This is a genomic window from Zobellia russellii, assembly GCF_044597075.1.
Classification (GTDB): domain Bacteria; phylum Bacteroidota; class Bacteroidia; order Flavobacteriales; family Flavobacteriaceae; genus Zobellia; species Zobellia russellii.
Genome location: NZ_CP139000.1, coordinates 4,089,938 through 4,102,397 on the forward strand (window position 1 = coordinate 4,089,938; position 12,460 = coordinate 4,102,397).

Here is a 12,460-nt window from a genome sequence, read left to right on the forward strand (position 1 = left end):
AAAAGCCTTTTCAATCATTTGAAAAGGCTTGTATTTGTTGGGTTTATACCATTTTATTCCGCTTCTGCGTATGCTTCTATGGGTGCGCAGGTGCATATTAAATTACGGTCTCCATAGGCATCGTCTACACGCCTAACCGAAGGCCAAAATTTGTTTTCTTGAATATAGGAAAGTGGAAATGCCGCTTTTTGTCTGCTGTACGGAAAGTTCCATTCGTCTCCGGTCAACATTTCAAGTGTATGCGGCGCATTTTTAAGAACGTTGTTGTGGTCATCTGCGGATGCCTCTTTAATTTCATTTCTAATAGACAGCATGGCTTCACAAAAACGGTCTAGTTCGGCCAAGCTTTCGCTTTCTGTGGGCTCGATCATTATGGTTCCCGCAACAGGGAATGAGACGGTTGGTGCGTGAAAACCATAGTCCATTAGTCTTTTTGCAATGTCAGTGACCTCAATGCCATTCTTTTTAAACGGTCTACAATCTATAATCATTTCATGGGCTGCACGACCTTTTTCCCCGGTATAGAGAACATCGTATGCTCCACTTAATTTGTGTTTGATGTAATTGGCGTTCAAGATGGCAATTTCGGTAGAATGCCTTAATCCTTGTTCACCAAGCATTTTAATATAACCATAGGAAATTAAGCACACCAAAGAACTACCCCAAGGCGCCGCGGATATTGCAGTTATGGCATTATCTCCACCAGTTTCTATCACGGGGTTACCGGGAAGAAAAGGAACCAATTGTTCCGCAACACAAATTGGGCCAACACCCGGACCTCCGCCTCCATGAGGTATGGCAAAGGTTTTGTGAAGGTTTAGATGGCAAACATCCGCACCAATAATTGCGGGATTAGTAAGGCCGACTTGAGCGTTCATATTGGCGCCATCCATATATACTTGCCCGCCATTATCATGTATTAGTTGGGTAATGTGCTTAATAGAAGACTCAAAAACACCGTGCGTAGAAGGGTAGGTAACCATTAAGGCTGCAAGGTTTTCCGAATGTTCAGAAACTTTGTCCTCTAGGTCGGATACGTCTATGTTTCCTTTTTCATCTGTTTTTGTAACCACTACTTTCATGCCTGCCATTACCGCGGAAGCAGGATTAGTGCCGTGTGCCGAGGCAGGTATGATACAAACATCCCTATGTCCTTCGTTTCTGGACTCATGGTATGCTCTAATGACCATAAGGCCTGCGTATTCGCCTTGAGCCCCGGAATTGGGTTGAAGCGATGTAGCGGCAAAACCGGTTATAGTGGATAAATCTTTTGCCAGTTCCTTTAATATAAACTGATAACCTTTGGCTTGTTCAATTGGTACGAACGGATGAACATTTGCCCAACGGGCCATGCTCAACGGTAACATTTCTGAAGCTGCGTTTAACTTCATGGTGCAGGAACCAAGAGAAATCATAGAGTGGTTTAGAGAAAGGTCTTTGCGCTCTAGCTTTTTGACATAGCGCATGAGTTCTGTTTCGGAATGGTACCTATTGAAAACTTCGTTCTGTAAAAAAGCAGACTGGCGCTGTATGGTTGAACTGATAGCGGATTTGTCTAAAAGAGTATTCGTTTCCTGCCCATTTTTTCCAAGGGCTTTAGCGAAAATTGAAATAATTTGGTTAAGGTCTTGTAATGATGTAGCCTCATTTACCGCTATGGAAATAGTTTCATCATCAATATAAAGGAAGTTAACCGCATTTTCTTCAGCTACTTTTCTCACCTTCTTGGCATCGGCCTTAATGGTAATAGTATCAAAATAGGACGAATTGGTTTGGTATAATCCTAATTTTTCTAGGGCATCCGCTAAGGTTACTGCCGTGCGATGTACCTTGTTCGCAATATATTTTAAGCCTTCCGGGCCATGGTATACAGCATACATTCCTGCCATAACAGCCAATAAAACTTGGGCGGTACATATATTTGAAGTAGCCTTGTCTCTTTTAATATGTTGTTCTCTGGTCTGTAGGGCCATTCTAAGGGCCGTTTTACCGTCAGTATCTTTGGTAACTCCAATAATCCGTCCGGGAATATTTCTTTTATAAGCCTCTTTTGTGGCAAAGAATGCGGCATGTGGCCCCCCGTAGCCTAACGGAATACCAAATCTTTGCGTGGTTCCTACAACAACGTCTACCCCAAATTCACCAGGAGGGGTAAGAAGGGTTAAACTAAGGATATCTGCGGCAACAGCCACTTTCATATCATTTTCCTTGGCTTTGGTTACAAAATCGGAATAGTCATTTACCTGTCCGTATTTGCCTGGATATTGTAATAGAGCACCGTAAAAATCCTGGCCAAAAGTAAATTCCTCGTGATTGCCAATAACTAGTTCAATACCCAAAGGGGTAGAGCGGGTTTTTAAAAGCGATAAGGTTTGTGGTAGTATTTCTTCTGAAACGAAAAATTTTAACACCCCGTTTTTCTTTTGGTCACGGCTACGAACATCGAATAACATGGTCATTGCCTCTGCAGCTGCAGTACTTTCATCCAATAGGGATGCATTTGCCAGTTCCATTCCCGTGAGGTCCGTTACCACCGTTTGGAAATTTAACAGGGCTTCCAATCTGCCTTGGGCGATTTCAGCCTGATAAGGAGTATAGGCCGTGTACCAACCTGGGTTTTCAAGAATATTTCTCTTGATTACCGAAGGGGTTAAACTTTCGTGATATCCTAAGCCAATGTATGTGCGAAAAACTTCATTTTGCTCCGATAATTCTTGAATATGGGCCAGAAATTTATGCTCGCTCATGGCGGCACTAAGTTCTAACGGTTTTTTTAATCGGATATCATCAGGAATGGTCTCGTATATGAGCTGGTCTAAGGTTTCTGTACCTACAGTTTTGAGCATGTGCTCTTGATTTTCTTCCTTAATGCCTATATGGCGTAAAGCAAATACATCTGTTTTCATAGCTTAAAATAAAAGTGGCGTAAAATTAGGCATTTAATCCCTTAAAAAAATCACATAATTGTTTATCAAGGTGAAAGTTTTTAACTAAAAAGGAGGGTTATGAACAGTTTGGTTAGTTTTGTAATATGAAGGTCTTGAACCGTATATTCGACTTTTACCTAGACGCTAGTATTCATGTGGCGCTTGGTGTTTTTGCGTTGGTACATGTCACGGATATTACATTAGGTTATGGAGTAGACCAGCATCTGGCGTGGTTTCTATTTTTTGGTTCCGTTGCTTGCTACAATTTTGTGAAATATGGGGTAGAAGCCAAAAAATATATTTTGGTGGCCAGTAGGTATCATAAGAACATCCAATTTGCCAGTTTTATAGCGTTGGCCATTGCCTTATATCATGGTTGGTTCCTTAAATTGGAAGTTTGGATTGGAGTAGGGGGGCTAGTGGCACTTACGGGACTATATGCCTTGCCTCTATTGCCGCATACCAGGAACTTAAGGAGTTGGGGCGGACTTAAAATTTTTATTGTGGCATTGGTTTGGGCGGGAGCAACGGTCGTTCTTCCTGTACTATCGGAAGGGGGGACTTTTGAAAAGGATGTGTGGATAGAGGTTGTACAGCGCTTTTTATTCGTTCTTATTTTGTTGATTCCCTTTGAAATCCGTGATTTAGCGTATGACAGTCCGGAATTAAAAACATTGCCACAACGTTATGGAGTGGCCAACACCAAGATTTTTGGGGCATTTGGTACGCTACCTTTTTTCTTTTTGATTCTTTTAAAAAATAACGCAAGCCTTGAGGAGGCAATAGCTGGTGGTGTCCTATTTATAATGTTAGGAAGTTTGATGTTCATTACAAAACGAAATCAACATAAATATTTTTCCTCTTTTTGGGTAGAAGGAATATCTATTTTGTGGTGGGGACTGTTAGTGGCAATTTCAGCTATTTTTTAGTCTCCCTTCTCTAAAATTTGCTTCATTTTTAGCTTTTCCTGCTCGGTTAAGCTATGAAGATCGGCCTTTTGGCATAAGGTTGTTAATTGCGTATTCTGCTTGGTTGCTTTAGAACAGGCTTTACACATTAACAGGTGGTAACGCAATTTTAATTTTTCCATAAAAGTTGCTTCCCTGTATTGGGTTTTATTGCAAATTATGGCGGCTTTTTCGCAAGAAATCATAAGTTAAAACCAATTTTGATTAAGGCAACCCATAAGAGCTGTTCTAGCTCTATGGATCATTACCCACAGGTTAGACGGATTAATGTCAAGCTCATTACAAATATCTTCTGTACTAATTCCTTGAATGGTCTTCATGGTAAATACCAAAGCTTGTTTTTTTGGTAATTTTGAAATGCATGACTGTATAGCAAGTCCTAATTCCTCGTTCTCTATGTCACTGTTTTCAAAGGAACTAAACGGGTCTGCAACTTGTTCTTCTAGCCAATCGCCCTCGGCATCGGTTTGAGAACTGTAGTTCATTCTTACTTCCGCTTTTCCCTTTTTTGAATTGATTTTTCTGTAATGATCAATTACTTTTCGTTTTAAAATAGCAATGAGCCAAGTGCGTTCGGCGGCATCTCCCTTGTAATTTTTAGCGGATTTTAAACCCGCCATAAAGGTTTCTTGAACAAGGTCTTTTGCTACCTCGGCATCGCTAATACGGCCTATTGCGTAGTTAAAAAGATAATCAGCATATAAGTCTACCCATGTCTCTGGGTTTAGTTGATGTTCTGCCATACGTATCGTGTCATTATCAAAAGTAATAGAATTAGATGTAATGACCTTCAATTTTTTTTCATTCCTTCCAATATAATTTAATGCCGCCATAATTCGTATTTTTGATTAAACTTAAAAAACATGAAATTCCACTATTTGCTTCTAATGTTGAGCGTTATCTGTGTGGGTTGTGCTCAAAGTAAAGGAAAACGTATCACAGAATTTTCACAGAATGATATAGATTCCGGTATTTTAGTAGATGTACGTACTCCTGAGGAATATTCAAGCGGCCATTTGGATAATGCGGTGAACATTAATTGGTTTGATACCGACTTTGTAAAAAAAGTAGACACCATACAGAGGAACAAACCTATATACGTCTACTGTAAAAAAGGAGGTCGTAGTGCAAAAGCGGCCCATGTTCTGGATTCACTGGGCTTTAAGAAAGTTATTGACCTAGAAGGGGGCTATGATGCCTATATGGCCAATAAGAAAGATTAAAGCAGTTTTTCCGCCACTTCTAGCCAGTTGTTTACACGTTCAAAACCAGTAGTATTTACGTTATGCGGTGATGTAAATAAAAGTGATCTACCTTCAAAAGTTTCTAGGTTGTAACTGCGGTCGTCAATGAGAACGTCACCACGTAAAATGTGTTTGTGCCCGCAAAGTATACGGTTCTGCCATGGTATGAACGAGAAATGCTCATCTAACCACTCTGATTTTTCTTCAAGCGAATTTGGAAACTGCATTGCAGCAGATGCAATGTACACTTCGTGCTTCTCGTTTAATTTTTTTAGAACGCTCTGGCCATTGGCTATAGGCTTCAGATTACGAAAAAAGCCGCGGTTTCTGGCATGGTCACGTACGCTTTGTTGTCTGTCTACAGGAACTTTATGCCAAGCTTCACTGCCATGAAACAAGTCTAATGTTAGATTTTCATTAAAATCTTTATTGTAAACTTCTATGTGCGCTCCGTAGGTGTCTGCTATCACCTCGTCCATATCAACAAATATAACCATGTGTATTTTTTTTGCGAAGTTCTAAAAACCGTTGGAAATGATGGACCGAATTGAAAAAAAATAGTAATTATTTAACCTAAAAGATGTTTTGGTTTTTGGGCATAAAAAAAGAGGGCGTCCCCACACCCTCTTTTAAAACCGTTAAAAAAATTACTTTAGATATAACCTTTTCAACCTACTTATGTTTAGTAAATATATAAGAAAAAACTTACAAAACATAATCTCGGTATATTTTTTTACTTTTTTTTTAGTTCAGTAGCCCGGCTCTTTCCAACAGGGCCTCTACTTTGGGTTCTGCTCCCCTGAAGCGTTTGTACAGCGTCATTGGGTTTTCCGTACCTCCTTTGGATAGTACATTATCCTTGAATTTAGTAGCAACTTCTTTGTTAAAGATACCCTTTTCTTTAAAATAAGCAAAAGCATCGGCATCTAAAACTTCCGCCCATTTGTAGCTGTAGTACCCAGAAGAGTATCCTCCTTGAAAAATATGGGAAAAGGCTGTACTCATACATGTTTCCCCAGTTTCTGGATATAGGTTTGTACCCTTAAATGCTTCGCTTTCGTGCTGTTTTACATTGGTGATGCCCGTTGGGTCCACTCCATGCCATGACATATCCAGCAATCCAAAACTAAGTTGGCGTAAGGTCTGCATACCTTCTTGGAAAGTAGCGGATTCTTTAATTTTCTGGACCAGTTCCATTGGGATTACTTCACCTGTTTCGTAGTGCGTGGCAAAAAGTTCAAGAGCTTCTTGTTCATAACACCAGTTCTCCATGACTTGGCTGGGAAGTTCTACAAAATCCCAAAAAACAGATGTTCCCGAAAGGCTAGGGTACGTAGTGTTAGCCAACATACCGTGCAATCCGTGGCCAAACTCATGAAATAGGGTAGTTACCTCATTAAATGTTAAAAGAGATGGCTTGCTTGGTGTGGAACGTGTAAAATTACAAACATTGGATATGTGTGGACGCACATTGTCTCCGTTACGTCTGTATTGTGGTTTGTAGGAAGTCATCCAAGCACCACCACGCTTTCCTTTTCTGGGGTGAAAATCTGCGTAGAATACGGAGATGAAGTTATTGGAAGTATCGTAAACCTTATAGGTCTTTACTTCTTCGTGATATTTATCAATATCCGTTACTTCTTCAAACTTAAGGTCAAATAACTTTTCGGCCACCTTAAAAACTCCGGAGATTACATTCTCTAGTTTAAAATATGGTTTTAGTTTCTCGTCATCTAAATTGAACAACTTTTGTTTTAGCTTCTCAGAATAGTAACTACCGTCCCATTTTTCTAATTGGTCTATGCTATCAAGTTCTTTTGCAAAATCTTCCAGTTGGTCAAATTCCTTTTGGGCAGCTGGTTTTGCCTTAACCAGTAGCTCATTTAGAAACCCATGTACTTTTTCCGGTGTTTCTGCCATTCGCTCTTCTAAGACAAAGTGAGCATGGGTTTTGTATCCTAAAAGATTTGCCCTTTCGTAACGCAAATTGGCTATGGAAAGTACGTTTTCCTGATTGTCAAGCTCATCACCATGAAAAGCCTTACTACCAAATGCGAGCGCCAACTTTTTTCTAAGTTCACGGTTTTTGGCATATTTCATAAAAGGAATATAACTTGGGTAGTCTAAAGTGACTAACCAACCTTCCTTGTCCTTAGCTTTTGCCATTTGGGAGGCAGCTTCTTTTTCGCCTTCGGGCAGACCGTCCAAATCGTTTTCATTGGTAAGGTGCATTTCGTACTTGTTGGTTTCGGCCAGTACGTTTTCACCAAACTTTAATTTTAGTTTTGATAGTTGGGCATCAATTTCACGAAGACGCTTCTTTTTATCTTCGTCCAGATTAGCGCCATTTCTACTGAAACTTTTATATTTTTTATCAAGTAATGTTTGCTGTTCTACCGATAGATCTAATGAATTTTTTTGGTCATAAACATTTTTTATGCGCTTGAACAAGGCCTCGTTTAATGTAATATCATTACTGAATTCCGATAATAACGGAGAAACTTCCTGGGCTATTTTTTGAATTTCCTCATTAGTTTCGGCGGAGTTTAAATTGAAAAATACACTGGAAATACGGTCTAATTGCTGCCCGGAAAACTCCAAAGCCTCTATGGTGTTTTCAAAAGAAGGAACTTCTTCATTAGTCGTAATTTGGTCTATTTCGGCTCTAGCCTCTTCCATGGCCTGTAGAAAAGCAGGTTTAAAGTGCGAATTTTCAATTTTTGAAAAGGGCGCAGTGTCAAATGGGGTCAATAAAGGGTTCATATAGCGCAAGATTTTTGTTAGTTTAAGATTTTATGGGGTTGTTCTTTAGTTGCATCCAGGTATTTACAAAATCCAATATTAGTGCAAGACCTGCCAATAAAAAGGATAGTGCGGCACCGGTTACAAATGCAAAATTACGGTCTGCTCCGGTCATTACCTTGTCCCTAACAAACCTATATTGATCTGTATATTCCGTAAGACTTATACTGCCATCTCCATTAAGGTCAAAAGAGTCCAGTTGCATTTCGTAATATTTCCACCTTATGAAAACAAGTGTCAAAATTAAAATATACATAGAAAAGAAGAACAAAGAGCATCTCCAAAGGCTTTTAATATAGGGGTTTTTAACTTTTTTCTCTACGAAAGCCAGAACAATAATAGCCAGTACACCAAGAATAAAACCAACAAGTGATGGGTAATTCATGAATTGTATTTTTTTTGATGTTTTAGGGGTTGTTTACTTGGTGCTAACGGATTTTGCACCATCTATAACCTTTTGCTTTAAGCCTTCTTTGTAAACGATGATTTTGTCCAGAACGCATTTGTCCGAACTTCCTATAATCTGAGCTGCTAAAATTCCAGCATTTTTTGCTCCGTTCAAAGCAACGGTTGCCACGGGAACACCACCCGGCATTTGAAGAATGGAAAGTACGGAATCCCAACCATCTATAGAATTACTGCTCTTTACGGGAACGCCAATTACGGGTAGAGGAGACATAGATGCCACCATTCCTGGTAAATGAGCTGCACCACCGGCACCCGCAATTATTACGTTGTAGCCATTGGTGTGCGCGTTTTTACTAAAATCAAAAAGTTTTTCCGGGGTTCTGTGGGCAGAAACGATATCTACATCTACCTCAATGTCAAATCCCTTTAAAATATCTATGGCGTCTTGCATTACGGGCAGGTCACTAGTGCTGCCCATTACTACGGCTACTTTACTCATATGGCTATTTGCTTATAACTTTAATGGTTTCCTTTACTTGCTGCGCAATTTTACGCGCCTCGGAAATTGATTCATTTACTATGGTTACATGTCCCATTTTTCTAAAGGGGCGGGTTTGTTTCTTGCCGTAAATATGAGGAGTTACTCCCTCCATTCCTAGAATTTCGGACATATTTTTGTACACCACCTCACCAGTGTAGCCTTCGGCGCCCACTAAATTCACCATTATACCGGCCACTTTACTTTTGGTATCACCTAAGGGCAAATCCAAAATGGCCCGTATATGCTGCTCAAACTGGTTGGTGTAGCTGGCTTCAATGCTATAATGACCGCTATTATGGGGTCTGGGAGCAACTTCATTGACTATGACTTCATCATCTTTGGTCTGAAATAGTTCAACGGCCAAAAGACCTACATGCTGTATTTTTTCAGAAACCTTTAATGCGATTTCTTGCGCTTTGTTAGCTACCGTTTCATTAATTCGGGCGGGACAGATAACATATTCTACCTGGTTGGCTTCCGGATGAAATTCCATTTCTACCACTGGGTAGGTTTTTACTTTGCCACTTGCGCTTCGGCTTACAATAACTGCAAGTTCGTTTTTAAAGTCGATCATCTTTTCGGCAATACATTCGCTGGCCGGTAAACTGTCTAAATCTTCAATCTTGCGAACTACCTTTACACCTTGGCCATCATACCCAAATTGGGCCGCTTTCCAGATAAAGGGAAAGTTTAGACCGCCATTTATGACACTATCTTCAATCTCACTTTTATAGGCGAATCTTTGAAAATCAGCTGTGGGTATGTTGTTATCCACATAAAAAAGCTTCTGTTTCGCTTTATTTTGAATAATCCTAAGGGCTTTGGTTGGAGGAAAAACCTTTAACCCTTCTTTCTCCAATTTTTCAAGTGCAGAAACATTTACGTTTTCAATTTCAATGGTGAGTACATCTACCTGTTTCCCAAAATTGTAGACGGCATCAAAATCCATAAGGTCTCCCAGAATAAATTCGTTGCACGCTATTTTTGAGGGTGCTTCCTCCGAAGCGTCCATAACTACGGTATGGATGTCAAATTTTCGGGTTTCGTAAAGTAGCATTTTTCCAAGTTGGCCACCGCCTAGGATTCCCAGTTTAAAAGGTGATGAAAAGTACTCCGATGAATTTTCTGTAGACATGCAATTGATTTATAACTGATGCAAAAATACATCGAATTCTTAAAACGCAAGGTGTGTACTTAAAAAAGCAAAATCAAAGTGTTATATTAGCCGTTCTTTAAAAATGCGATGTGATAAAGCTACACGATAAACATTTTAAACCGTTCTTGAGCGAAGCGCAAATAAAGGCTGCCGTTAAAAAAGTGGCCGATGAAGTTGCAGCCGATTATAAGGACGAGACGCCCATTTTTGTGGGGGTACTTAATGGGGCATTCATGTTTATTTCGGATTTTTTAAAGGAATACCAACATCCTTGCGAAGTTTCTTTTGTAAAACTTAGCTCTTATCAGGGCTTGACCTCTACAGGTATTGTAGAAACACTTTTGGATGTCTCCGAAAATATTGAGGGGCGCAGTGTTATTATTCTGGAAGATATTATAGATACAGGGCGCACCCTTAAAAAATTAGTGCATCTTTTTTCAAAGGCAAACGTAAAGGAATTTAGGATTGCCAGTCTTTTTTATAAATCTGAAGTATACAATGGTGAGTACACCATTGATTATGTGGGTATAGATATACCCGATAAATTTATTGTGGGTTACGGTCTGGATTACAATGAACTTGGACGTAACCTTAGGGAAGTTTACCAATTAAACCAAAAACATATGATCAATCTCGTGCTGTTCGGGAAACCGGGTGCCGGAAAAGGAACCCAAGCGGAATTTTTAAAAGAAAAGTACAACCTGAAACATATTTCTACAGGAGACCTTTTCCGTTATAACATGAAAAATGATACCGAGTTGGGCAAACTGGCAAAATCATACATTGATCGTGGTGATTTAGTACCGGATGAGGTAACTATAAAAATGTTACAGGATGCAGTAGAGAAAAACCCAGAAGCAAGCGGTTTCATTTTTGATGGTTTTCCGCGAACAACTGCCCAAGCGGAAGCTTTGGATACCTTTTTGGCAACAAAAGACATGAAAATAGATGCAACCATTGCTCTAGAAGCTAATGATGAAGTATTGATTCAACGTTTGTTGGAACGCGGTAAGGTAAGTGGCCGTAGTGATGACCAAGACGAGTCCAAAATACGTAACCGTTTTGATGAGTATAATGAGAAAACCGCACCTCTTAAAGATTTTTATGAGGAGCAGAATAAATTCCATAGCGTAAACGGTATTGGTGCTATAGACGAGATAACCCATCGTTTGGGTAAGGTTATAGAAGAGCTTTAACAGCTAAATAACCAGCATTGAATAAGGAGAGTTGAAAAGGGGATAAACTTCGGTTTTTGTCCGTTTCAACTCTCTTTTGGCTTTATGAGGCTAACTTCTAAATGCATAGCATGGCAATGCTTCATGCGAAATGCGTATTTTTACAGAAATATTGGCTATCGTCCAATATGTAAATCACAATATTTTTATGACCGAGGGCAATTTTGTAGACTACGTTAAGATTTATGCGGAATCTGGTAAAGGAGGAAAAGGCTCCGTGCATTTGCACAGGGAGAAATACATTACCAAAGGGGGTCCTGATGGAGGTGATGGTGGCCGTGGAGGGCATGTAATCTTACGTGGCAATCAAAATCTATGGACGCTTGTTACCTTCAAGTTCAAAAAACATTTTAAATCCGGTCATGGAGCACACGGTAGTAAGTCCCGTAGTACCGGTGCTGATGGAGAAGACGTGTATTTAGATGTACCTCTTGGAACAGTGGTTAAAGACCCTGAAACGGCTGAAGTATTGTTTGAGATAACCGAGCATGGAGAGGAAAAAATATTAGCGGAAGGCGGAATGGGTGGTAGAGGTAATTGGCATTTTAAGACCAGTACCAATCAGACTCCTAGATATGCCCAACCTGGTGTTCCCGGACAAGAAGTAGAAGTAATTCTTGAATTAAAGGTATTGGCAGATGTTGGTCTTGTAGGCTTTCCTAACGCCGGTAAATCTACATTGCTGTCCGTAATTACATCAGCAAAGCCTAAGATTGCCGATTATGAATTTACGACCCTTAAACCCAATTTAGGTATTGTTGAATATCGCGATTTTCAGAGTTTTGTTATGGCGGATATTCCCGGGATTATAGAAGGGGCTGCCGAAGGAAAAGGTTTAGGGCACTATTTTTTAAGACATATTGAGCGTAACGCTACACTATTATTTTTGATTCCTGCCGATAGTAAAGATATTGGAAAGGAATACAGAATTCTTCTTGATGAACTACGAAGGTATAATCCGGAATTGTTGGATAAGGAGCGTTTGGTGGCCATTTCTAAAAGCGATATGCTAGATCAAGAGCTTATGGCAGAAATGAGTGTGGAATTGGACAAAGATTTGGAGCAGGTGCCGTATATGTTCATTTCTTCCGTTGCACAGCAGGGTATTACGGAATTGAAAGATAAACTTTGGACTATGTTGAATAGTTAAACAGTAGCGTAAGAGCAGCAGGTTTTTAT

Annotated in this window: 11 protein-coding genes; 4 read left to right on the forward strand and 7 right to left on the reverse strand. The window is 39.8% G+C overall.

Annotated features, from left to right (window positions below; translation table 11 throughout):
- Positions 1–53 precede the first annotated feature (53 nt).
- Entirely contained in the window at positions 54–2,906 is a 2,853-nt protein-coding gene (gene gcvP / locus SJY45_RS16690) for an aminomethyl-transferring glycine dehydrogenase (protein WP_400072198.1), read from the reverse strand.
- A 125-nt stretch (positions 2,907–3,031) separates the two neighbouring features.
- Between gcvP and SJY45_RS16695 the strand changes: the two genes are divergently transcribed.
- A complete protein-coding gene (locus tag SJY45_RS16695; protein WP_303405256.1) occupies positions 3,032–3,856 on the forward strand; it encodes a hypothetical protein in 825 nt (274 codons plus the stop codon).
- A gap of 227 nt (positions 3,857–4,083) precedes the next feature.
- Here SJY45_RS16695 and SJY45_RS16700 read toward each other — a convergent pair whose 3' ends face one another.
- The gene (locus SJY45_RS16700; protein WP_215438731.1) at positions 4,084–4,638 is read right to left on the reverse strand and encodes a sigma-70 family RNA polymerase sigma factor; all 555 of its coding nucleotides are present in this window, start codon (positions 4,636–4,638) and stop codon (positions 4,084–4,086) included.
- A gap of 120 nt (positions 4,639–4,758) precedes the next feature.
- On the opposite strand from SJY45_RS16700, the gene SJY45_RS16705 reads away from it, so the two are divergent.
- The gene (locus tag SJY45_RS16705; protein WP_215438441.1) at positions 4,759–5,118 is read left to right on the forward strand and encodes a rhodanese-like domain-containing protein; all 360 of its coding nucleotides are present in this window, start codon (positions 4,759–4,761) and stop codon (positions 5,116–5,118) included.
- Here the strand turns inward: SJY45_RS16705 and SJY45_RS16710 are convergent.
- The 5 genes from SJY45_RS16710 to SJY45_RS16730 form a co-directional block, all read right to left on the reverse strand.
- On the reverse strand, positions 5,115–5,636 hold the full coding sequence (locus SJY45_RS16710; RefSeq protein WP_215438440.1) for a 5' nucleotidase, NT5C type: 522 nt from the start codon (positions 5,634–5,636) through the stop codon (positions 5,115–5,117). The genes SJY45_RS16705 and SJY45_RS16710 overlap by 4 nt on opposite strands.
- A 247-nt stretch (positions 5,637–5,883) precedes the next feature.
- On the reverse strand, positions 5,884–7,902 hold the full coding sequence (locus SJY45_RS16715; RefSeq protein ID WP_400072201.1) for a M3 family metallopeptidase: 2,019 nt from the start codon (positions 7,900–7,902) through the stop codon (positions 5,884–5,886).
- Between the two features lie 22 nt (positions 7,903–7,924).
- Positions 7,925–8,326, reverse strand: a complete 402-nt coding sequence (locus SJY45_RS16720; protein ID WP_215438438.1) for a hypothetical protein — start codon at positions 8,324–8,326, stop codon at positions 7,925–7,927.
- A gap of 33 nt (positions 8,327–8,359) precedes the next feature.
- Positions 8,360–8,848, reverse strand: a complete 489-nt coding sequence (gene purE / locus SJY45_RS16725; RefSeq protein WP_215438437.1) for a 5-(carboxyamino)imidazole ribonucleotide mutase — start codon at positions 8,846–8,848, stop codon at positions 8,360–8,362.
- A gap of 4 nt (positions 8,849–8,852) precedes the next feature.
- A complete protein-coding gene (locus SJY45_RS16730) occupies positions 8,853–10,025 on the reverse strand; it encodes a 5-(carboxyamino)imidazole ribonucleotide synthase (protein ID WP_400072203.1) in 1,173 nt (390 codons plus the stop codon).
- A 110-nt stretch (positions 10,026–10,135) separates the two neighbouring features.
- Here SJY45_RS16730 and SJY45_RS16735 point away from each other — a divergent pair, with 110 nt between their 5' ends.
- Complete coding sequence (locus SJY45_RS16735) at positions 10,136–11,242, forward strand: adenylate kinase (protein ID WP_215438435.1); 1,107 nt, start codon at positions 10,136–10,138, stop codon at positions 11,240–11,242.
- 187 nt (positions 11,243–11,429) lie between these two features.
- Positions 11,430–12,431 (forward strand): GTPase ObgE, encoded by a 1,002-nt coding sequence (gene obgE / locus SJY45_RS16740; RefSeq protein WP_289061827.1) that lies wholly within the window; start codon positions 11,430–11,432, stop codon positions 12,429–12,431.
- Positions 12,432–12,460: the final 29 nt, after the last annotated feature.